General features: G+C 43.5%; 36 protein-coding genes. All 36 read right to left on the bottom strand.

The annotated features are described in order from the left end of the window. Positions 1 to 77: 77 nt before the first annotated feature. Positions 78 to 1355, bottom strand: a complete 1278-nt coding sequence (eno, locus tag Q4E40_RS04805) for a phosphopyruvate hydratase (RefSeq protein WP_303410381.1) — start codon at positions 1353 to 1355, stop codon at positions 78 to 80. A gap of 20 nt (positions 1356 to 1375) precedes the next feature. After that, positions 1376 to 2482 carry a glutamine-hydrolyzing carbamoyl-phosphate synthase small subunit gene (gene carA, locus Q4E40_RS04800; protein WP_303410380.1) on the bottom strand — a complete coding sequence of 369 codons (1107 nt, stop codon included), beginning with the start codon at positions 2480 to 2482 and terminating at the stop codon, positions 1376 to 1378. Between the two features lie 76 nt (positions 2483 to 2558). Continuing rightward, positions 2559 to 3071 (bottom strand): 50S ribosomal protein L17, encoded by a 513-nt coding sequence (gene rplQ, locus Q4E40_RS04795; protein WP_303410378.1) that lies wholly within the window; start codon positions 3069 to 3071, stop codon positions 2559 to 2561. A 70-nt stretch (positions 3072 to 3141) separates the two neighbouring features. Then, on the bottom strand, positions 3142 to 4131 hold the full coding sequence (locus Q4E40_RS04790) for a DNA-directed RNA polymerase subunit alpha (RefSeq protein ID WP_253400890.1): 990 nt from the start codon (positions 4129 to 4131) through the stop codon (positions 3142 to 3144). Between the two features lie 37 nt (positions 4132 to 4168). Continuing rightward, complete coding sequence (gene rpsD / locus Q4E40_RS04785) at positions 4169 to 4774, bottom strand: 30S ribosomal protein S4 (RefSeq protein WP_076669294.1); 606 nt, start codon at positions 4772 to 4774, stop codon at positions 4169 to 4171. Positions 4775 to 4796: 22 nt separating this feature from the next. After that, on the bottom strand, positions 4797 to 5189 hold the full coding sequence (rpsK, locus tag Q4E40_RS04780; RefSeq protein ID WP_116541555.1) for a 30S ribosomal protein S11: 393 nt from the start codon (positions 5187 to 5189) through the stop codon (positions 4797 to 4799). Between the two features lie 9 nt (positions 5190 to 5198). Next, complete coding sequence (gene rpsM / locus Q4E40_RS04775) at positions 5199 to 5576, bottom strand: 30S ribosomal protein S13 (RefSeq protein ID WP_076669293.1); 378 nt, start codon at positions 5574 to 5576, stop codon at positions 5199 to 5201. A gap of 9 nt (positions 5577 to 5585) precedes the next feature. Further along, positions 5586 to 5702 (bottom strand): 50S ribosomal protein L36, encoded by a 117-nt coding sequence (gene rpmJ, locus Q4E40_RS04770; RefSeq protein WP_045688470.1) that lies wholly within the window; start codon positions 5700 to 5702, stop codon positions 5586 to 5588. Between the two features lie 5 nt (positions 5703 to 5707). Next, positions 5708 to 5926, bottom strand: coding sequence for a translation initiation factor IF-1 (infA, locus tag Q4E40_RS04765; RefSeq protein WP_018476861.1), 219 nt, complete (start codon positions 5924 to 5926; stop codon positions 5708 to 5710). Continuing rightward, a complete protein-coding gene (gene map, locus Q4E40_RS04760; RefSeq protein ID WP_303410374.1) occupies positions 5927 to 6700 on the bottom strand; it encodes a type I methionyl aminopeptidase in 774 nt (257 codons plus the stop codon). A gap of 3 nt (positions 6701 to 6703) precedes the next feature. Then, positions 6704 to 8020, bottom strand: coding sequence for a preprotein translocase subunit SecY (gene secY / locus Q4E40_RS04755; RefSeq protein ID WP_303410373.1), 1317 nt, complete (start codon positions 8018 to 8020; stop codon positions 6704 to 6706). Between the two features lie 5 nt (positions 8021 to 8025). Further along, positions 8026 to 8472: a 50S ribosomal protein L15 gene (gene rplO / locus Q4E40_RS04750; RefSeq protein ID WP_116541558.1), complete on the bottom strand. Its 447-nt coding sequence runs from the start codon at positions 8470 to 8472 to the stop codon at positions 8026 to 8028. Position 8473: 1 nt separating this feature from the next. After that, the gene (gene rpmD / locus Q4E40_RS04745; protein WP_191184373.1) at positions 8474 to 8653 is read right to left on the bottom strand and encodes a 50S ribosomal protein L30; all 180 of its coding nucleotides are present in this window, start codon (positions 8651 to 8653) and stop codon (positions 8474 to 8476) included. A gap of 5 nt (positions 8654 to 8658) precedes the next feature. Then, complete coding sequence (rpsE, locus tag Q4E40_RS04740) at positions 8659 to 9177, bottom strand: 30S ribosomal protein S5 (RefSeq protein WP_188501556.1); 519 nt, start codon at positions 9175 to 9177, stop codon at positions 8659 to 8661. A 5-nt stretch (positions 9178 to 9182) separates the two neighbouring features. After that, entirely contained in the window at positions 9183 to 9533 is a 351-nt protein-coding gene (gene rplR / locus Q4E40_RS04735) for a 50S ribosomal protein L18 (RefSeq protein ID WP_188501555.1), read from the bottom strand. Positions 9534 to 9541: 8 nt separating this feature from the next. Then, a complete protein-coding gene (gene rplF, locus Q4E40_RS04730) occupies positions 9542 to 10096 on the bottom strand; it encodes a 50S ribosomal protein L6 (RefSeq protein ID WP_303410369.1) in 555 nt (184 codons plus the stop codon). Between the two features lie 14 nt (positions 10097 to 10110). Then, on the bottom strand, positions 10111 to 10509 hold the full coding sequence (gene rpsH / locus Q4E40_RS04725) for a 30S ribosomal protein S8 (protein WP_188501553.1): 399 nt from the start codon (positions 10507 to 10509) through the stop codon (positions 10111 to 10113). Between the two features lie 90 nt (positions 10510 to 10599). Then, entirely contained in the window at positions 10600 to 10869 is a 270-nt protein-coding gene (gene rpsN / locus Q4E40_RS04720) for a 30S ribosomal protein S14 (protein WP_188501552.1), read from the bottom strand. 5 nt (positions 10870 to 10874) lie between these two features. Further along, positions 10875 to 11429 (bottom strand): 50S ribosomal protein L5, encoded by a 555-nt coding sequence (gene rplE / locus Q4E40_RS04715; RefSeq protein WP_116541561.1) that lies wholly within the window; start codon positions 11427 to 11429, stop codon positions 10875 to 10877. Between the two features lies 1 nt (position 11430). Next, a complete protein-coding gene (rplX, locus tag Q4E40_RS04710) occupies positions 11431 to 11754 on the bottom strand; it encodes a 50S ribosomal protein L24 (protein WP_303410364.1) in 324 nt (107 codons plus the stop codon). 20 nt (positions 11755 to 11774) lie between these two features. Further along, positions 11775 to 12143, bottom strand: a complete 369-nt coding sequence (rplN, locus tag Q4E40_RS04705; RefSeq protein ID WP_076420876.1) for a 50S ribosomal protein L14 — start codon at positions 12141 to 12143, stop codon at positions 11775 to 11777. 1 nt (position 12144) lies between these two features. Next, complete coding sequence (gene rpsQ, locus Q4E40_RS04700; protein ID WP_007654288.1) at positions 12145 to 12402, bottom strand: 30S ribosomal protein S17; 258 nt, start codon at positions 12400 to 12402, stop codon at positions 12145 to 12147. A gap of 15 nt (positions 12403 to 12417) precedes the next feature. After that, positions 12418 to 12618, bottom strand: a complete 201-nt coding sequence (gene rpmC, locus Q4E40_RS04695; protein WP_076669271.1) for a 50S ribosomal protein L29 — start codon at positions 12616 to 12618, stop codon at positions 12418 to 12420. Between the two features lie 3 nt (positions 12619 to 12621). After that, entirely contained in the window at positions 12622 to 13044 is a 423-nt protein-coding gene (gene rplP, locus Q4E40_RS04690) for a 50S ribosomal protein L16 (protein ID WP_116541563.1), read from the bottom strand. 30 nt (positions 13045 to 13074) lie between these two features. Next, positions 13075 to 13848 carry a 30S ribosomal protein S3 gene (rpsC, locus tag Q4E40_RS04685; protein WP_076669267.1) on the bottom strand — a complete coding sequence of 258 codons (774 nt, stop codon included), beginning with the start codon at positions 13846 to 13848 and terminating at the stop codon, positions 13075 to 13077. 4 nt (positions 13849 to 13852) lie between these two features. Continuing rightward, entirely contained in the window at positions 13853 to 14248 is a 396-nt protein-coding gene (gene rplV, locus Q4E40_RS04680; protein ID WP_299705041.1) for a 50S ribosomal protein L22, read from the bottom strand. After that, positions 14248 to 14526 carry a 30S ribosomal protein S19 gene (gene rpsS, locus Q4E40_RS04675; RefSeq protein WP_303410361.1) on the bottom strand — a complete coding sequence of 93 codons (279 nt, stop codon included), beginning with the start codon at positions 14524 to 14526 and terminating at the stop codon, positions 14248 to 14250. The genes rplV and rpsS overlap by 1 nt, the downstream gene beginning before the upstream one ends. A gap of 3 nt (positions 14527 to 14529) precedes the next feature. Continuing rightward, positions 14530 to 15354: a 50S ribosomal protein L2 gene (gene rplB / locus Q4E40_RS04670; protein ID WP_303410360.1), complete on the bottom strand. Its 825-nt coding sequence runs from the start codon at positions 15352 to 15354 to the stop codon at positions 14530 to 14532. A 10-nt stretch (positions 15355 to 15364) separates the two neighbouring features. Beyond that, the gene (rplW, locus tag Q4E40_RS04665; protein WP_040573765.1) at positions 15365 to 15652 is read right to left on the bottom strand and encodes a 50S ribosomal protein L23; all 288 of its coding nucleotides are present in this window, start codon (positions 15650 to 15652) and stop codon (positions 15365 to 15367) included. Position 15653: 1 nt separating this feature from the next. Then, positions 15654 to 16280, bottom strand: a complete 627-nt coding sequence (gene rplD / locus Q4E40_RS04660) for a 50S ribosomal protein L4 (protein ID WP_303410359.1) — start codon at positions 16278 to 16280, stop codon at positions 15654 to 15656. Between the two features lies 1 nt (position 16281). Next, positions 16282 to 16899, bottom strand: coding sequence for a 50S ribosomal protein L3 (gene rplC, locus Q4E40_RS04655; protein WP_116541568.1), 618 nt, complete (start codon positions 16897 to 16899; stop codon positions 16282 to 16284). 174 nt (positions 16900 to 17073) lie between these two features. After that, the gene (gene rpsJ, locus Q4E40_RS04650) at positions 17074 to 17379 is read right to left on the bottom strand and encodes a 30S ribosomal protein S10 (protein ID WP_007654312.1); all 306 of its coding nucleotides are present in this window, start codon (positions 17377 to 17379) and stop codon (positions 17074 to 17076) included. 12 nt (positions 17380 to 17391) lie between these two features. Further along, positions 17392 to 19494 carry an elongation factor G gene (fusA, locus tag Q4E40_RS04645; RefSeq protein ID WP_303410354.1) on the bottom strand — a complete coding sequence of 701 codons (2103 nt, stop codon included), beginning with the start codon at positions 19492 to 19494 and terminating at the stop codon, positions 17392 to 17394. A gap of 3 nt (positions 19495 to 19497) precedes the next feature. Beyond that, complete coding sequence (gene rpsG, locus Q4E40_RS04640; protein ID WP_076669252.1) at positions 19498 to 19965, bottom strand: 30S ribosomal protein S7; 468 nt, start codon at positions 19963 to 19965, stop codon at positions 19498 to 19500. 19 nt (positions 19966 to 19984) lie between these two features. Then, positions 19985 to 20401: a 30S ribosomal protein S12 gene (rpsL, locus tag Q4E40_RS04635; protein WP_250427896.1), complete on the bottom strand. Its 417-nt coding sequence runs from the start codon at positions 20399 to 20401 to the stop codon at positions 19985 to 19987. A gap of 106 nt (positions 20402 to 20507) precedes the next feature. Continuing rightward, positions 20508 to 20825 (bottom strand): DUF3467 domain-containing protein, encoded by a 318-nt coding sequence (locus Q4E40_RS04630; RefSeq protein WP_303410352.1) that lies wholly within the window; start codon positions 20823 to 20825, stop codon positions 20508 to 20510. Position 20826 lies beyond the last annotated feature (1 nt).

The following is a 20826-nucleotide window of genomic DNA, read 5'->3' as shown; positions in this document are numbered from 1 at the left end:
CTGAGGGCTTTACACAAAAATAAGGCTGTGAGTCGTAAACCCACAGCCTTATGCCTAAAATATTTTCGGGATGCTCGTTAGAACTTCTTTCCAGGATAATAAGCCACTTCTCCGAGCTCCTCCTCAATACGGAGCAGCTGGTTGTACTTGGCCATACGGTCTGAGCGGGAAGCCGAACCGGTCTTGATCTGGCCTGTGTTAAGGGCTACTGCCAGGTCGGCGATGGTGTTGTCTTCGGTTTCACCAGAGCGGTGCGACATCACACTCTTATATCCGTGGCGCAGGCCCAGGTTGATCGCGTTAATCGTCTCGGTGAGTGTACCGATCTGGTTCACCTTGATCAGGATAGAGTTGGCCACTCCCTGGTCTATACCTTGCTGCAGACGTTTTACGTTCGTCACGAACAGGTCGTCACCTACCAACTGTACCTTGTTACCAATGGTTTCTGTCAGCTCTTTCCAGCCTTTCCAGTCATCTTCGTCCATACCGTCTTCTATCGAAGCGATTGGATATTTCTCTGTCCACTCTTTCCAGTAGCTCACCATTTCAGAAGAGGTCAGCTTGTCGCCAGTTGACTTCTTGAAGGTATAGAGACCGGTAGATTTGTCGTAGAACTCAGAGCTGGCCGCGTCCATGGCGATCATCATGTCATCGCCCGGCTTGTAGCCAGCCGCTTCGATGGCCTGCAGTACCACTTCAATCGCCTCTACGTTAGACGCAATGTTCGGAGCAAAGCCGCCCTCGTCACCTACGTTCGTAGAAAGACCTTTCTTTTTCAGAACGTTCTTCAGGTGATGGAACACTTCAGATCCCATACGCAGCGCTTCAGAGAAAGAAGGCGCACCCACCGGCATGATCATGAATTCCTGGAAGTCGATGGCATTATCCGCGTGGCTGCCACCATTCAGGATGTTCATCATCGGGACAGGCAGCGTGTTGGCATTTACACCACCTACGTAGCGGTATAGCGGCATACCCAGCTCCTGCGCAGCAGCACGGGCAATAGCCAGAGACACACCCAGAATAGCATTAGCGCCCAGGTTGCCTTTGTTCTCCGTACCGTCCAGCTCGATCATGATCTTGTCAAGCAGATTCTGCTCAAACACCGGGAATCCGACAAGCTCTTCAGCTATTTTCTCGTTTACATTTTGTACGGCCTGCAGCACACCTTTGCCCATGTATCTGCCTTTGTCGCCGTCGCGTAATTCAACCGCCTCGTGCACACCCGTAGAAGCACCGGAAGGCACAGCAGCACGGCCAAGTACGCCGTTCTCTGTAAACACATCAACTTCTACTGTCGGGTTGCCTCTCGAATCGAAGATCTGGCGGGCTTTAATATCTGTAATTAAGCTCATCGGTTTGTTTTTATATAGTTTTACTTGTTTTGCTCTAACAGGGCGATAAAATCATCGAACAGGTAAACGGAATCGTGCGGGCCCGGAGAAGACTCCGGGTGATACTGCACCGAAAACGCCGGCTTCGACTTCATGCGTATACCTTCCACTGTGTTATCGTTCAGGTTGATATGCGTCACTTCTACGTCCGGATGGTTCTTCAGTTGTTCTGAATCCACCACAAAACCGTGGTTCTGCGAAGTAATCTCACTCAGACCGGTGATCAGGTTCTTAACAGGATGATTCAGCCCTCTGTGTCCGTTGTGCATTTTGTAGGTTGAAATGCCATTGGCCTGCGCCAGCATCTGGTGTCCCATGCATATGCCGAACATCGGCCTGCTCTTGTCCAGTATCTGCTTCACGCTGTTGATGGCTACTGTGGTTGCAGCCGGGTCGCCAGGTCCATTGGAAATAAAGTAGCCATCCGGGTTCCACTTCTCCATTTCTTCAAATGGCGTATCGTAAGGGAATACCTTCACTTCGCAGCCGCGGGCTACCAGGTTGTTCAGGCTGTTGCGCTTCACCCCAAGGTCCAGCACAGCCACCTTATACTTTACCTCTTCAGGTTTCATGTGGTAAATCTGTTGCGTACTCACATGCGACGAAAGCTCAAGCCCCGCCATAGAAGGTACCTCAGCCAGCCTCTGCTTCAACACGGTCACATCAGCAGTCTCGGAAGAGATGATGCCATTCATGGCGCCTTTATCGCGAATATGACGTACCAGTGCACGGGTATCGATCTCACAGATACCGACTATACCTGCTTTTTCAAAATAATCCTGCAGCGAACCTTCGGCTTGCTTGCGGGAAAAGAAATGTGAAAATTCTTTACAGACAAGGCCATTGATCTGTACTTTATCCGATTCCACTTCGTCAGGCTGTACACCATAATTGCCTATGTGGGAAAATGTAGTGACAACTAACTGACCATAGTAAGACGGATCGGTGAAGATTTCCTGGTAGCCCGTCATACCTGTGTTAAAGCAGAGCTCACCACCTGTCGTACCAATACGCCCCAGACTTTTGCCCGTGAATACGGTACCATCTTGCAATAAAAGAATAGCTTCGGAAGTTGTGTGTTTCTTCATCTTGATAATTTGATACAAAAATAAAAAGGGACACGACTAATGTCATGTCCCTTTTACAATATTTCACAAATGAAGCTTATTCAGCATCTTTTGTTTCTTCTTTAGTACCCTCTGCATCCGGAGTTGCAGGAGTTGAAGCCTCAGTAGGCTCTGCGCCTTTTTTCTTAGAAGTAGAACGACGACGAGTTTTCTTAGCACCACCGGCAGTACCAGTTGTAGTCAGCATATCCTCGTTGTAGTCAACAAGCTCAATAACGCACATTTCAGCGTTGTCACCAAGTCTGTAACCAGTCTTCAGGATACGGGTGTAACCACCAGGTCTGTTGGCGATCTTCACAGATACTTCGTCGAACAGCTCTTTCACAGATTCTTTGTCTTGCAGGTAAGCGAAAACAGTTCTTCTGGAGTGAGTTGTGTCGTTTTTAGCTTTAGTCAGTAGAGGCTCCACATACTTACGTAGTGCTTTTGCTTTGGCTACTGTTGTAGAAAGACGCTTGTGCAGGATAAGCGAAGCAGCCATGTTTGACAGCATTGCTTTACGATGCGAAGCAGTTCTTCCTAAGTGATTAAATTTTTTACCGTGTCTCATTATTTTGAATTGTGCACGTGCATACCGTCGATCGACCCACCCGGGGATCGGGAATTATGCCGCAGGATTATTAATCTTCTTCTAGTTTATACTTAGAAAGGTCCATGCCAAAAGTCAGGCCTTTCTCTTGTACCAGGTTCTCAAGCTCAGTCAAAGACTTCTTACCGAAGTTACGGAACTTCATCATGTCAGAGATGTCAAGCTGTACAAGGTCGCCAAGTGTTTTGATGTCGGCAGCCTTGAGGCAGTTGTAAGCTCTAACTGAAAGATCCATATCCTGAAGTGAAGTCTTCAGTACTTTGCGCATGTGCAGCAATTCCTCATCCACAGCTTCTTCTTCTTCAGGCTTGGCCGTTTCGAAAGTCATTGTGTTGTCAGAGAAGAGCATGAAGTGCTGGATCAAAATATTGGCAGCACCTTTCAGGGCATCTTCCGGATGAATAGAACCATCAGTCTGTATGTCAAGCACTAGCTTTTCATAGTCAGTCTTCTGCTCAACGCGTGTATTTTCAACACTGAACTTTACATTCTTGATGGGCGTGAAGATGGCATCGATTGGGATAAGTCCGAACACCTGATCTACTGGCTTGTTCTCTTCAGCAGGAACGTAACCACGTCCTTTCTGAATAGTCAATTCAACTTCCAGGGTCATGTTCTTATCCAGGTTGCAGATTACCAGCTCAGGGTTTAATACTTCAAAACTTGTAGAAAACTTGCTAATATCGCCAGCTACAAACTTATCCTGACCTGAGATGGTAACGGTAACCTTGTCATCGATAACTTCGCTAATTTTTTTGAAGCGAACCATTTTCAGGTTGAGGATAATATCAGATACATCCTCCACTACGCCTTCAACAGACGAGAACTCATGCAGTACACCAGGTATGCGAACGCTAGTAATTGCGAATCCTTCAAGAGAAGAAAGCAAAATTCTTCGCAGAGCATTACCGATGGTTACTCCGTAACCTTTTTCAAGCGGCTTGAATTCAAATAAACCATGAAAGTCGTCGGCTTTTTCCATCACAACTTTCTCTGGCATTTGAAATGCTAATATTGACATACTTGCAGTGTTAAAGGTTAAAATTTGATTACGCGGCTTACTTAGAATAGAACTCGACGATCAGCTGCTCCTGAATTTTCTCAGGGATCTGGTCACGCTGTGGCGCAGACACAAATTTACCAACCATCTCAGCTCCATCCCACTCTAACCAGCTGAAAGCACGCGCATTGCGAACGCTCAGGCTAGTAGTAATTGCTTCTAGAGATTTTGATTTCTCTCTAACAGCTACCGTATCACCAACTTTTAAGCTATATGAAGGTATGTTAACAATCTCACCGTTAACAGTGATGTGCTTGTGCAATACAAGCTGACGAGCAGCTCTTCTTGTCGGAGCAATACCAAGTCTGTAAACTGTGTTATCCAATCTAGACTCCAACAGAGTCAGGAATTGCTCACCAGTTACACCGCCTTTTCTGGCAGCTTTCTCAAACAGGTTGGCGAACTGCTTCTCCAGCATGCCGTAAATAAACTTGGCTTTCTGCTTTTCTGTAAGCTGAAGCGCGTATTCTGACTGCTTCTTACGACGACCACGTCCGTGCTGTCCCGGAGGATAGCTTTTCTTTTTTAATGCTTTGCTTGGGCCGAAAATCTCCTCGTTGAACTTTCTGGAGATTTTGCTTTTAGGACCAGTATATCTTGCCATTGTATTTAATCTGAATTACTAATTAAACTCTTCTGCGTTTAGGAGGACGACATCCGTTGTGAGGAAGTGGCGTAACATCTTTGATAGTTGTTACTTCGATGCCAGTGTTCTGTACAGTACGGATGGCGGACTCTCTACCTGCACCAGGACCTTTAACGAAAACCTCAGCTTTACGCATTCCCAGGTCATAAGCGACCTTGGCGCAATCTGAAGCTGCCATTTGTGCAGCGTAAGGAGTGTTCTTTTTAGAACCTTTAAAACCCATTTTACCAGCAGAAGCCCAAGAGATAACTTGTCCTGCGTTATTGGTTACTGAGATAATGATATTGTTGAAAGAAGCTTTGATGTGTACCTGGCCTGTTGATTCAACAATTACAACACGCTTCTTAGCTTTGTCTTTTCTTTTCTGAGCCATGATCAAAAATTATTTAGAAGCTTTCTTCTTGTTTGCTACTGTCTTGCGCTTACCTTTTCTTGTGCGCGAGTTATTCTTCGTGCGCTGACCTCGTACAGGTAGACCTTTACGGTGTCTCAAACCACGGTAGCAGCCAATATCAAGAAGACGCTTAATATGCAATTGCACTTCTGATCTCAGAACACCTTCTGTTTTGATCTCAGCTGCAATGATATTTCTGATCTCATTAGCTTCATCTTCGGTCCAGTCTTTCACCTTTTTGTCAAGATCCACCCCGGCTTTGTTTAGGATTTGCACAGAGAGATTACGACCTATACCAAAAATGTAAGTCAAAGAGATCTCTCCTCTTTTGTTGTCCGGAATATCAACTCCTGCTATTCTTGCCATAATTAATAATTATCCTTGTCTTTGTTTATATCTTGGATTCTTTTTGTTGATAACGTAGAGCTTACCCTTGCGTCGGATAATCTTACAGTCAACACTTCTCTTTTTTACTGATGCTTTGACTTTCATTGTAGTTATTTATAACGATAAACAATTCTTCCTTTAGTTAAATCATAGGGTGACATCTCTAACTTAACGCGGTCACCTGGTAGTATCTTGATATAATTCATTCGCATTTTACCTGAGATATGTGCAACCACCTGATGTCCATTTTCTAACTCTACCCGGAACATTGCATTTGATAATGCTTCGATGATAGTACCGTCTTGCTCGATAGAGGACTGCTTCGCCATTTATTGTTGTTTAGCTTTATCTATGTAATCAAAAGTTGTTAATACTTCTGCTTTGTTATTTCTTATGACCACTGTATGCTCAAAATGAGCAGAAGGCTTATTATCACGGGTGCGGATGGTCCATCCATCCTCTTCCTGAATAATATACCTGGTACCAAGATTGACCATAGGCTCAATCGCAAGTACCAAACCGTTTTGAAGTTTCATTCCCTGACCACGCTTTCCGTAATTAGGCACTTCGGGCGATTCATGCAGGTTACGACCAATACCATGTCCCACCAACTCACGAACAACTCCATATTTAGAAGCTTCAGCATGTGTCTGAATAGCATGGCTTATATCACCAAGCCTGTTCCCAACAACTGCCATTTCAATGCCCTTGTTCAAAGACTCTTTGGTAACTTCCAATAGCCGGGCTACCTCCTCTGAAACATTCCCAACCGCATGAGTGTAAGCTGAGTCACTATGGAAGCCGTTGTGATAGACTCCACAGTCAACAGAAATCACATCCCCATCGTTCAAAACGTAGTTCCCTGGCATTCCATGTACTACAGTAGAGTTTACCGAGATACAAAGGCTAAAAGGAAACCCATTATAGTTTTTAAAAGATGGGACAGCACCATGATCTTTAATGAACTCTTCAGCTCTTTTATCCAGTGTAAGGGTGGAAACCCCTTCTTTTATAAGAAGAGCTATTTCGCCATGTGCTTTACTTAATATTAAAGCACTCTGGCGAATTAGCTCTATTTCTTCTTCAGTCTTGTAAAAAACCATTTATTAAGATACCATGGCAATATTCTCTGTTCTGCCTCTTAGCTTTCCAGATTTCATCATGCCATCATAATGACGCATTAGTAAATAACTTTCAATCTGCTGCAGCGTGTCAAGTACTACACCCACCATGATGATAAGTGATGTACCACCATAGAACTGAGCAAACTCTCTTGTTACTCCAAACAGCATGGCGATAGCAGGAAAGATTGCAACAAGGGCCAGATAAATAGCACCAGGAAGCGTGATCTTAGTAAGAATATTATCAATATACTCAGAGGTGGCACGACCCGGTTTTACTCCTGGCACAAAGCCTCCGCTCCGTTTCAGATCGTCAGCAATCTGATTTGGATTAACGGTGATCGCTGTATAAAAGTAAGTGAAGATCAGGATCATCAAACCAAACACTACATTATACTGCCAAGAAGTAAAGTCAGAAAATGTAGCTCCAATGTAGCTTGCTGTCTCATTCGAATCAGCCCAGATTGAAGCAATCATCGAAGGCAGGAACATAAGCGATTGCGCGAAAATAATCGGCATCACACCAGCAGCGTTAACTTTCAATGGAATGAACTGACGCTGACCGCTGTAAAGAGAACTACCACCTACTTGCTTAGCATACTGCACAGGGATTCTTCTGATAGCTTGCGTGAGCATGACAACAGACATCACAACAAAGAAGAGAACAATCAATTCAAATATAAACAGCAAAGCGCCATTCAATTCTTTTGATAACGCCTCAGCTACGATGGCCCCCGGAAAACGAGAGATAATGCCTATCATGATAAGCATTGATATACCATTGCCTATGCCTTTATCTGTTATCTTTTCACCAAGCCACATACAGAATATGGTGCCTGATGTCAATACAATCATAGAACTGATTGTAAACAGTGTCGTGTTGACTATAATTGCCTCGCTGTTGATGGTGGCGACAAAGCCTACTGCCTGTGCAAGCGTAATGATAATCGTAAGAACGCGGGTGATTTGGTTGATTTTTTTTCTTCCAGACTCACCCTCCTTCTGCATTTTTTGGAAATAAGGGACGGCTATTGTTAGTAGCTGTAATACGATAGAAGCTGAAATGTATGGCATGATACCCAACGCAAAGATGGAAGCATTGCTAAATGCTCCACCTAAGAACGTATCCAACAGGCCGAATATACCCTCCGTGTTGGCCTTGAGCTGGTTAGGATCTATACCAGGAAGAACAACATAAGAACCTAATCTAAAAATAGCTATAAAACCTAAGGTATTGAGTATGCGTACCCTTAGATCATCAATAGCAAAAATGTTCTTAATTGTTGTTATAAACTTCTTCATAAAAATTAAAGGGCTACTGTTTTACCGCCTGCTTTTTCGATGGATGAAATGGCAGTCTGAGAAAAAGCGTGAGCGTGTACTTCTACAGCTTTAGAGATCTCTCCTCTACCTAAGATTTTAACTTTGTCATTCTTAGACACCAAACCGTGTGCCTTGAAGAAATCAAAGTTAAAAACTTTTTCATTAGTATCTGCAGCCAATGACTCCAGAACATCTAAATTAATTCCTTTATACTCTACTCTGTTGAAGTTTTTGAAACCAAACTTAGGAACACGTCTCTGAAGTGGCATCTGACCACCTTCAAAACCAGACTTCTGCGAGTAGCCTGAACGAGACTTGGCACCTTTGTGGCCTCTTGTAGAAGTTCCACCTCTACCTGAGCCAGTTCCTCTGCCTATTCTCTTTCTAGTCTTAACAGACCCTTCTGCAGGTTTTAATGAATTCAAATACATATTAAATGTCCTTTACTTCTACTAAATTGTGAACCTTGTTAATCATACCAGCAATCTGAGGCGTTTTTTCAACAGTTACTGATTTATTGATCTTTCCAAGACCTAAAGCTTGAATTGTAAGCTTCTGGCTCTTTGGTCTGTCAATAATGCTTTTAACTTGTGTGATTGTTACTTTAGCCATCTCCATTAACCGTTAAATACTTTCTGCAAATTAACACCACGCTGCTGGGCTACTGCCAAAGGATCACGCATTTTGGCCAAAGCATCAAATGTTGCCTTTACCACGTTGTGTGGGTTAGAAGAACCTTTAGACTTACAAAGTACGTCTTTAATACCAGCACTTTCAAGTACTGCACGCATTGCACCACCGGCAATTACACCTGTACCGGGAGCAGCAGGCTTCACAAGTACGAATCCGCCTGAGTACTTTCCTTCCATTGCATGGGGTACAGTGTGATGGTAAAGAGGAACCTTAACCAGATTCTTCTTAGCATCATCGATACCTTTCGCAATAGCGTCAGTTACTTCATTTGCTTTACCAAGGCCGTATCCAACTACTCCATTACCATCACCTACTACGACGATGGCAGCGAAGCTAAATCTTCTACCGCCTTTTACAACTTTAGCTACACGATTGATCGCTACAACTCTTTCTTTGAGTTCGATCTCGCTAGCCTTTACACTACGAACATTATTTTTCAACATAATTCTTAGAATTTTAGGCCTGCCTCGCGAGCGCCTTCAGCCAATGATTTTACGTTACCATGGTAAAGGTATCCAGAACGGTCAAACACCACCTGAGAGATACCCATCTCGAGAGCTTTAGCTCCTATTTCTTTTCCAACCTGATTGGACACCGAAATATTAGCATTGGTTACACCGTCAAGCTTCGCAGAAGAGGCAGCCGCCAAAGTTTTTCCTGTAGTGTCATCGATCAACTGCGCATAGATAGCTTTGTTGCTTCTAAAAACAGATAATCTCGGTCTGGCAGAAGTACCAGAAATCTTGTTTCTGATACTTCTTTTAATTCTAAGTCTTCTTGATACTTTATTAACAGACATGATGATGATTATTTAGACGCTGTCTTACCAGCTTTTCTTCGTACAACTTCACCTACAAAACGGATACCTTTACCTTTGTAAGGCTCTACTTTGCGCAGTGATCTGATTTTAGCAGCTACTTGACCGATCAGTTGCTTGTCATTGCTTTCAAGCGTAATAACTGGTGCCTTACCTTTTTCTGTTACAGCCGTAGCGGTAACTTCTGCAGGCATGGCCATAAAGATATTGTGTGAGTATCCCAGGGCAAGTTCCAGGATGTTACCCTGAACGGTCGCCTTATAACCTACACCCACTAGCTCAAGCTGCTCTTTGTAACCTTCACTTACACCAACCACCATGTTGTTGATCAGTGAGCGGTAAAGACCGTGCATAGCCTTGTGACGCTTTTGCTCAGTAGGACGCTCCACCACAATCTGGTTTTCTTCCTGCTTTACAATAATGTCTTTGTCTACCGGAGTAGTAAGTGAACCTTTTGGACCTTTTACAGTAACAACGTTGTCTTTTGCAATTGCAAATTCAACGTTATTTGGCAGGGTGATTGGCAATTTTCCTATACGTGACATTGTCTATCCTCCTATTAGTAAACGTAACACAATACCTCACCACCTACATTCAGTGACTTGGCTTCTTTTTCAGTCATTACACCTTTGGAAGTTGACAGGATAGCTACACCCAACCCGTTCAAAACACGTGGTAAGTTGTCATTTCCGGTGTACTTACGAAGCCCTGGCTTACTAATCCTCTCAAGTTTCACAATAGCAGATTGCTTAGTGGTAGGATTGTATTTCAGAGCGATCTTAATAGTACCTTGTACAGAAGAATCTTCAAACTTATAGCTTTGAATGTATCCTTTGTCGTACAATACTTTTGTTATCTCTTTCTTGATATTGCTAGATGGTATTTCAACTACTCTGTGGTTTGCCTTGATGGCGTTACGCACTCTAGTTAAATAATCTGCTATTGGATCTGAGTTCATTATGAATCACTTAAATCTTGATTGCTTTTTTCTAAGCGAGCGGCAAAGATAAGAATATCTTTTCTTCTTTCTTAGTTTCTTAAGAAAAAATTACCAGCTGGACTTTGTTACTCCAGGGATTTTACCAGCAGAAGCAAGCTCTCTGAAAGTAACACGAGAAATACCAAACTTTCTCATGTAGCCACGTGGCCTTCCGGTTAACTTGCAACGATTGTGTAGTCTTACAGGAGAAGAGTTCTTAGGAAGTTTGTCGAGTCCTTCGTAATCTCCTTTAGCTTTGAGTTCTGCACGCTTCGCAGCATACTTAGCTACTAATTTCTGTCTTTTAAGCTCTCTCGCTTTTACTGCTTCTTTAGCCATTTTTCTTATTTCTTAATATTAGTGAAAGGCATACCAAACGCTTTAAGCAACTCGTAGCTCTCCTCATCTGTCTGAGCAGTAGTTACGAAGGTAATATCCATACCACTAATGGCTTTAATTTTATCGATGCTGATCTCTGGGAAAATGATCTGCTCCTTTACACCTAGTGTATAGTTACCACGACCATCAAAACCTTTATCGTTTACGCCTCTGAAGTCACGTACACGTGGAAGGGCGATTGTTAAAAGGCGATCCATGAATTCGTACATACGCTGACCTCTAAGCGTCACGCGAGCGCCGATCGGCATACCTTCACGAAGCTTGAAGTTTGAAACTGATTTCTTAGCGATAGTAGCAACAGCCTTCTGACCAGAAATGGTTGTAAGCTCTTCTACCCCGATGTCAACCAATTTTTTATCAGCTACAGCAGCACCGATACCTTTGTTAATGGAGATCTTAGTGATCTTAGGCACCTGCATTACATTCTTGTACTGGAACTTCTCTAGCAGAGCAGGTACAACCTCCTTCTGATATTTTTCTTTAAATCTTGCAGTTGCCATATTAGATTACTTCTCCTGATTTTTTAGAATAACGCTCTGTTTTACCTTCGCTGTTCTTTCTTCTGCCCACTGTAGTAGTCTCTCCTGACTTAGGATCTACTAAAGCTACATTGCTGGCATGAATAGGAGCTTCCATTTTAGAGATTCCACCCTGTGGGTTTTTGGCGCTTGGCTTTGCATGCTTTGTCACCATGTTGATACCCTCAACAGTTACTCTCTGCTTCTCTATATTAACAGCTGTAATGCGGCCTGTTTTTCCGCGGTCGTCACCGGCAATCACTTTTACTGTATCGCCAGTCTTTACATGAAGTTTTTTCTTATTCATCTTGATGTCTGAATTAATGATTAAAGAACTTCAGGTGCCAACGAAACAATTTTCATGAATTGCTTTTCACGAAGCTCACGCGCTACCGGTCCGAAAATACGTGTACCACGCGGCTCGTTGTTAGCGTTCAGAAGAACAGCGGCATTGTCGTCGAAACGGATATAAGAACCGTCTTTTCTTCTGATCTCCTTCTTTGTTCTTACAATAACTGCCTTCGAAACAGTTCCCTTTTTAACGTTACCTGAAGAAAGGGCTGACTTTACAGTTACAACGATTCTATCACCGATAGAAGCGTATTTCTTGCCTGTACCACCTAGAACACGGATGCAAAGAACTTCTTTAGCGCCACTGTTGTCGGCTACGTTCAATCTTGATTCCTGCTGTATCATTTTATTTCGCCCTTTCTATAATTTCTACTAAACGCCAGTTCTTGTTCTTGCTAAGAGGACGTGTTTCCTGAATGCGAACGGTATCACCGATGTTGCACTCGTTTTTCTCGTCATGAGCCATGAATTTGGTGGACTTGCTAACGAACTTACCGTAGATCGGGTGTTTCATTCTGCTTTCCACTAACACAGTGATAGACTTGTCCATCTTGTTGCTAACAACCTTACCACTTCTTTCTTTTCTAAGATTTCTCTCTTCCATGATTTCTATTAAGTATTAAGAGTTAGCTTCAATTTCACGGCGACGAATCTCAGTATTCAGACGAGCGATAGATTTCTTCGTCTCACGGATTTTCATCGGATTTTCCAACGGAGAAATAGCATGTGCGAAACGTAGGTTCTGCATGGTTGTTTGCTCCGTATTAAGCTTCTCTTTCAGCTCTTCTAAAGACAAAGCTTTAATCTCTGAATTTTTCATATACTATTTCTCAACGTAATCTCTACGTACTACAAACTTTGTTTTAACTGGCAGCTTTTGAGCAGCTAGTCTCAATGACTCCTGAGCTACTTCCAGAGGTACTCCGTCGGATTCGAACATAATTGTACCTGGCTTAACAACGGCTACCCAATACTCAGGCGAACCTTTACCCTTACCCATACGCACCTCTGCAGGCTTCTTCGTAATAGGTTTGTCAGGGAAAATACGGATCCAAACCTGACCCTCACGTTTCATTGCTCTTGTCATAGCGATACGAGCGGCCTCAATCTGACGGCTGGTAATCCAAGATGCTTCAAGAGATTTGATGGCAAAAGAACCAAATGAAATAGTACTGCCTCTATGAGCCAGACCTTTCACGCGGCCTTTTTGCATTTTTCTATATTTAGTCCTTTTAGGCTGTAACATTTTCTAAAACTTAATAATGTTATCAATCAATTATTGACGACGCTTACGCGGCTTAGCTGCTCCGTCTGTTTTCTTACGGTCGCCACGCTCGCCACCACGGCTTCTTCTGTCACCACTTCCGCTTTGAGCACCTGGTCCACCTTTAGTCTCGAGGCCAGCGTTTGGAGTAAGATCTTTCTTACCATAAACCTCGCCTTTGAAGATCCAAACTTTGATACCAAGCTTACCATATACTGTCTGAGCTTCAGACAATGCATAGTCAATATCAGCACGAAGTGTGTGCAGAGGAGTTCTTCCCTCCTTGTAGTGCTCTGTACGGGCCATTTCAGCACCGCCTAGACGACCTGAAACCTGTACCTTGATACCTTCAGCACCAACACGCAGCGCAGAAGCAATTGCCTGCTTCATAGCACGACGGAAAGAGATACGCGCCTGCAGCTGCTGAGCGATTGACTCGCCTACCAGCTTGGCATCAAGCTCCGGACGCTTAATTTCAAAGATGTTGATCTGAACATCCTTGTTAGTAAGCTTCTTAAGCTCTTCCTTGATCTTATCTACTTCCTGTCCACCTTTACCAATAACAACGCCTGGGCGGGCTGTGTTAACGGTAATCGTGATACGCTTAAGGGTTCTCTCAATAATGATTTTAGAAATACCACCTTTAGGGATACGCGCTAAAATATATTTTCTGATTTTCTCGTCTTCAACCAGCTTCTCAGCGAAATCTTTGCCACCATACCAGTTAGAATCCCAACCTTTGATAACTCCTAGGCGAAAACCGATCGGATTTACTTTCTGTCCCATATTCTTACTTATTGGCTTTTTTAGATTTCTTAGATTGCTGTTGCTCGAGTTGCTCTTCAGTCATGCTGTCTATCACGAGTGTCACGTGGTTAGATCTCTTTCTGATGCGGTATCCACGTCCCTGTGGAGCCGGACGAAGACGCTTTAGCATTTTGCCTTCATCTACAAAAATCTCTTTGATGAAGAGATTAGCATCCTCGATGCGTGAATCTTCGTTCTTCTGTTGCCAGTTTGCCAGGGCAGATAAAAGAAGTTTTTCGATTCTGGCAGCACCTGAGTTTGCTTCGAATTTTAATAAGCCGAGGGCTTTATTTACGCTCTTACCGCGTACCAAACCTGCTACTAATCGCATTTTGCGAGGAGAAGTAGGCACGTTCTTAAGTCTTGCTACTGCTTCCATTATCGCTTGCCTTTATCTTTTTTAGCTACGTGACCTCTAAAGTTTCTGGTTGGAGCAAACTCACCTAGTTTGTGTCCCACCATGTTCTCAGTCACATAAACTGGTATGAATTTATTACCGTTGTGAACTGCAAATGTATGTCCAACGAAATCCGGGGAAATCATGGATCTGCGTGACCAGGTCTTGATAACAGTCTTCTTACCAGCCTCGTTCATCACGTCTACTTTCTTCTCGAGCCTATAGTCAATATAAGGCCCTTTTTTTAATGATCTAGCCATTTACTATTTCTTTCCTCTATTAACTATCAGTTTCTCAGAATTCTTCTTCTTGCTGCGGGTTTTCAGACCTTTAGCCAGTAAGCCTTTGCGTGAGCGTGGGTGACCACCTGAAGACTTACCTTCACCACCACCCATAGGGTGATCGACTGGGTTCATCGCTACACCACGTACTCTTGGACGCTTACCCAACCATCTGTTACGACCGGCCTTACCGATTTTCACATTCATGTGGTCTGAATTAGAAACTGTACCTACTGTTGCGTAGCAGTTTACTAATACCATTCTGAGTTCACCTGATGGCAATTTAATAGTTGCATAACGTGCCTCTCTTGCTACCAGCTGGGCATAGGAACCCGCGCTTCTGGCAAGTGTTGCGCCTTGGCTAGGCTGCAACTCGATGTTATGAACGATAGTACCTAGCGGAATATCAGATAAAGGAAGGCAGTTGCCTACTTCAGGCGCTACTCCAGGACCAGAAACAATCACTGTTCCAACCTGTATGCCAGATGGAGCAATGATATAGCTCTTCTCACCATCTGCGTAGTGTAGCAGAGCGATTCGGGCTGTTCTGTTTGGATCGTACTCAATAGTCTTCACTGTAGCCGGCACACCGTGCTTCGTACGCTTGAAGTCTATTACTCGGTACTTCTGCTTATGACCACCGCCCAAATAGCGCATAGTCATTTTACCTGAGTTATTGCGTCCACCAGATTTTTTACTCGGTGCCAACAAAGATTTCTCTGGAGTAGCTGTCGTGATCTCATCGAACGCCGGCGCTACGCGGAATCTTTGACCTGGTGTTGTTGGTCTTAACTTCTTTAAAGCCATTGTTATTTAATTAAATGCTGCTGTAAAAGTCTATCACTTCGCCCTCTTTCAAGGTAACGATTGCTTTTTTCTTGGAAGACGTGCGGCCAGTCACAGCACCAGACTTGGTGTATTTGCTTTTAACTTTGCCTTGCGTTTTCATGGTAGCTACTTTCTCAACGGTAACTCCATAAAGTTTCTCAACTGCCTTTTTGATTTCTACTTTGTTGGCTTTGATATTCACCTCGAAAGCATACTTTCCAACCTCATTCATGGCAGCGAATTTTTCCGTCAGAAGCGGTTTCTTCAGTATCATAATATTATGCGCTTAGGAGGTTTTCAATAATGTTAACTGAATCTTCAACCAGCAATACACGGTCTGTATTCAACAGATCGTATGTATTTAAGTCGCTAGCTGTAGCAATCTTCACCTTGTTCAGGTTACGGCCAGAAAGAACAACATTCTTATCAACTGCAGGTAGCACGATCAATGTTTTGCCCTCTACCTTCAGGTTGCTTAGTATGTTCTTGAATTCTTTGGTCTTAGGAGCTTCAAAAGTGAAGGCTTCTAAAAGAGAAACTTTGTTGTCTTTCGCTAATAATGAAAGCGCTGAAACGCGTGCAACTTCCTTCAGCTTCTTGTTCAGTTTAAAGCTGTAGTTTCTTGGTCTAGGACCAAATACTCTACCGCCACCAACAAAAAGAGGAGCTTTCAAGCTACCTGCACGAGCACCACCAGTACCTTTTTGCTTTTTGATCTTCTTGGTAGATCCAGCAACTTCGTTTCTTTCTTTGGACTTGTGCGTTCCCTGTCTCTGATTAGCCAGGTACTGCTTCACGTCAAGATACATTGCATGCTCGTTTGGTGTAGCACCAAACACAGCATCAGAAAGTGTTACCTTTCTACCTGTATCCTCACCTTTAATATTCAATACAGAAAGCTCCATTTTATTTCTCAATTAACACGTAAGAATTTTTGGCACCTGGAACAGAGCCACTAACTACTAACAGATTTTTGTCTGCGATAACACGCACTACCGTCAGGTTCTGAATTTTCACACGGTTTCCGCCCATACGGCCGGCCATGCGCATACCCTTAAATACTCTTGATGGCCAAGAGCATGCACCGATTGAACCAGGGTGTCTTGCTCTGTTGTGCTGACCGTGGGTCTGTCCACCAACACCGGCAAAGTTATGGCGCTTTACTACACCTTGGAAACCTTTACCTTTTGATGTGCCAACCACGTCAATAAACTCTCCTTCTTCGAACAGATTCACATCTACTGTATCTCCCAGATTCAGTGATACTCCTTCTGTATCGAATTCAGCAACTTTTTTCTTAGCTGACGTATTAGCTTTTTTGTAATGACCAGCTTCTGCTTTCGTTACTCTCTTAAGCTTTTTGTCGCCGTAGCCAAGCTGCACAGCTGCGTAGCCATCAGTCTCAACCGTCTTCACCTGAGTAACTACACATGGGCCTGCTTGAATAAGCGTAACTGGCGTGTATTTACCATCTGCTGTGAAGAGGCTTGTCATTCCGATTTTTTTACCGATAATTCCAGGCATTCAACTTGTTTTTTAAAAGATGGATATAATAATTTCACCCCTCAGCTTTTGCTAAGGGAGTGCAAAGTTAATGAATTTTAAAATTCTTTAACAACATTTGTCTAAAATATTATTAATCAGCACATAAAAAAAGAGAACCCGAAGGTTCTCTTTTCCTTATCATGTGTGATCTTATCAAACTTTGATCTCAACATCTACACCACTTGGAAGCTCTAGCTTCATCAGGGCGTCAACTGTTTTAGAGCTAGTAGAGTAGATATCAACCAGTCGCTTGTACGTGCAAAGCTGGAACTGCTCTCTAGACTTCTTGTTAACGTGTGGTGAACGTAGCACAGTGAACTTATCCTTTTCTGTTGGAAGAGGAATAGGACCGCTTACGATTGCTCCGGTAGCCTTTACAGCCTTAACAATCTTCTCTGAAGACTTGTCTACCAGGTTATGGTCGTAAGACTTAAGCTTAATTCTAATTTTCTGATTCATTATCTTTTACTACTATTTAGCTGCAGTTCCTTTTAATTTAGCAATGATGCCATCGGCCAGGTTTTGTGGTACTTGCTCGTAGTGTGAGAAAGTAAGTGAAGCCGTAGCTCTACCTGAAGTGATAGTACGAAGGTCTGTTACATAACCAAACAGTTCTGAAAGCGGAACGTTTGCTTTCACTACCGATGAGGTTCCTTTTGTATCCATACCTTTCATGATACCTCTCCTTCTGTTCAAGTCACCAGTCACAGGACCTGTATACTCATCTGGTGTCACTACGTCTACAGCCATGATAGGCTCGAGCAACTTAGGAGCACACTGCTTACCCGCTTCTTTGAAGCCCTGACGTGCAGCAAGTTCAAAAGAAAGTGAGTCAGAGTCAACATCGTGGAATGAACCGTGGAACAGACGTACTTTCATCGAGTCGATCGGGAAGCCTGCCAGAATACCATTCTTCATTGACTCCTCGAAACCTTTCTGAATTGCCGGGATGAATTCTCTTGGAATAACACCACCTACAATTGCGTTTTCGAACTCAAGTCCTTGTTTGCCATCCTCACGTGGTCCCATCGTGAACACGATATCGGCGAACTTACCACGACCACCAGACTGCTTCTTGAATACCTCTCTATGTTCAACAGACTTAGTGATGGTTTCTTTGTAAGCTACCTGTGGAGCACCTTGGTTCAGCTCAACCTTGAACTCACGCTTCATACGGTCGATGATGATCTCCAGGTGAAGTTCACCCATACCTCTGAGGATGGTCTGACCAGTTTCCTCATCTGTATTAACCTGAAGCGTTGGATCCTCTTCCACAAGCTTGGCAATTGCCATACCCATCTTATCAGAGTCAGCCTGCGTTTTAGGCTCAATCGCGTATCCGATAACTGGCTCTGGGAAGTCCATTGACTCAAGCACGATTTTCGAGCTTTGCTCGCAAAGCGTATCACCTGTTTTGATGTCTTTGAATCCAACCACCGCAGCGATATCACCAGCTTCCAGTTTTTCGATCTGGTTCTGCTTGTTAGCATGCATCTGGAAGATACGTGAAATACGCTCTTTGTTATTTGAACGGGTGTTAAATATATAAGACCCTGCTTCAAGTACACCTGAATAGGCACGCACAAAGCATAGACGACCTACATAAGGGTCGGTAGCGATTTTAAATGCCAGACCTGCAAATGGTTCAGTTGCTGATGGCTTTCTTGCTACTTCTTCGCCAGTGTCAGGGTTTGTACCGATGATGCTTTCTTTGTCCATTGGTGATGGAAGCAATGCCATCACGTAGTCAAGCATTGTCTGTACACCTTTGTTCTTGAAAGACGAACCGCACAGCATTGGCACGATAGCCATGTCAATTGTAGCAGCACGTAGAGCGTTAAGAATCTCAGCTTCTGTAATAGAGTTCGGATCTTCGAAGTATTTCTCCATCAAAGACTCATCGTACTCTGCTACTGCTTCCAACAGCTTCTCTCTGTACTCCTCAGCCTCTTCCATCATATCATCCGGAATTGGCACTTCAGTAAAGGTCATACCTTTATCTTCCGTGTTCCATACGATCGCTTTGAAGTTCACCAGGTCTACTACACCTTTGAAGTCATCTTCCGCACCGATTGGCAACTGCAGTGCTACGGCATTGCTACCCAGCATTTCTTTCACCTGCTTACATACAGCAAGGAAATCTGCGCCAGAGCGGTCCATTTTGTTTACGAAACCAAGACGAGCTACTTTGTAGTTGTCAGCTAGTCTCCAGTTTGTCTCAGACTGAGGCTCCACACCGTCAACAGCACTAAAAAGGAATACCAGACCATCTAGTACACGTAGTGAGCGGTTTACTTCTACGGTAAAGTCCACGTGACCAGGTGTATCGATAATGTTAATATGATAATCATTACCTCTGTATGGCCAGTTTACTGTTACAGCTGCAGACGTAATGGTAATACCACGCTCCTGCTCCTGCTCCATCCAGTCAGTCGTAGCTGAACCTTCGTGCGTCTCACCTAATTTGTGAGATTTACCTGTATAGTAAAGTATACGCTCTGTTGTAGTGGTTTTGCCGGCATCGATGTGAGCGGCAATACCAATATTGCGTGTGTATTTTAAGTCTCTTGCCATTAATTAAAATCTAAAGTGTGAGAATGCTTTGTTTGCCTCGGCCATTCTGTGCGTGTCGTCTTTCTTCTTCACGGCAGCACCTTCACCTTTTGCAGCTGCGATGATTTCGCCAGCCAATTTGTCTTTCATTGTCTTCTCACCTCTTCTACGAGCGTAAGAAATCATCCACTTGATACCAAGAGATACTCTGCGGTCCGGACGAACCTCAGTCGGCACTTGGAAAGTAGCACCACCTACACGGCGGCTCTTTACCTCTACGCTTGGCATCACATTGTTCAATGCTTTCTTCCAAGTTTCAAGGCCGTTCTCCTTCGTTCTTTGCTCTACTAATTCTACAGCATCATAGAAGATACCGTAAGCAATACTTTTCTTACCATCTTCCATCAGATAGTTTACGAAACGTGTTACTAGGGTCTCTTTGAACTTTGGATCTGGAAGGAGAACTCTACTTTTAGGCTTTGCTTTTCTCATTATATTATAACTCTATCAATTATTTTTTCTTACCACCCTTACCTGCTGCAGCAGCTGGCTGTCCTGGCTTAGGTCTTTTAGCACCATACTTTGAGCGTGATTGCAAACGGCCGCTTACACCGGCAGTATCCAACGCACCACGTACGATGTGATAACGAACACCTGGAAGGTCTTTCACTCTACCACCTCTGATCAGCACAATAGAGTGCTCCTGAAGGTTGTGACCTTCACCAGGGATATAGGCGTTCACTTCCTTACCGTTTGTAAGTCTTACCCTAGCTACTTTACGCATAGCTGAGTTCGGCTTCTTAGGAGTGGTTGTGTACACTCTTGTACATACGCCACGACGTTGTGGGCATGAATCTAAGGCAGGAGACTTAGAATTATAAGTCAGTTTCTCTCTACCTTTTCTTACTAATTGCTGTATAGTAGGCATTTATAATTTGTTAATTATAAGATATTTTTCACTCTAAAATTTGGTCTGCAAAGGTATGAAATTCGCCTTGCAAATTCAAAATTTTAATTCACTAATTATTAGCACCTTAGGCTTCGCCCACTGTTCCTCCGAAGTTCATCGGGAAGGAAGGTGCGTCTTTTGCCGGCTTAATTTCCCCAAAGCTGCTTTCAAACTTTTGAATGTTATCGGCCAGAGCCGCCAATAATCTTTTGGCGTGCTCCGGCGTGATAACGATTCTTGATTTTACTTTTGCTTTAGGCAATCCTGGCATCAGTCTTATAAAATCAATCACAAATTCTCCACTCGAATGGGCGATCATAGCCAGGTTGGCATACTCTCCTTCCGCTATCTCCTCCGAAAGCTCGATGTTGATTTGATTCTGATTTTTTATTTCCTCTGCCATA

The sequence above is a fragment of the Pontibacter coccineus genome, from assembly GCF_030546575.1.
Taxonomy (GTDB): Bacteria; Bacteroidota; Bacteroidia; order Cytophagales; family Hymenobacteraceae; genus Pontibacter; species Pontibacter coccineus.
This window is presented reverse-complemented; position numbering and strand designations above follow the sequence as displayed.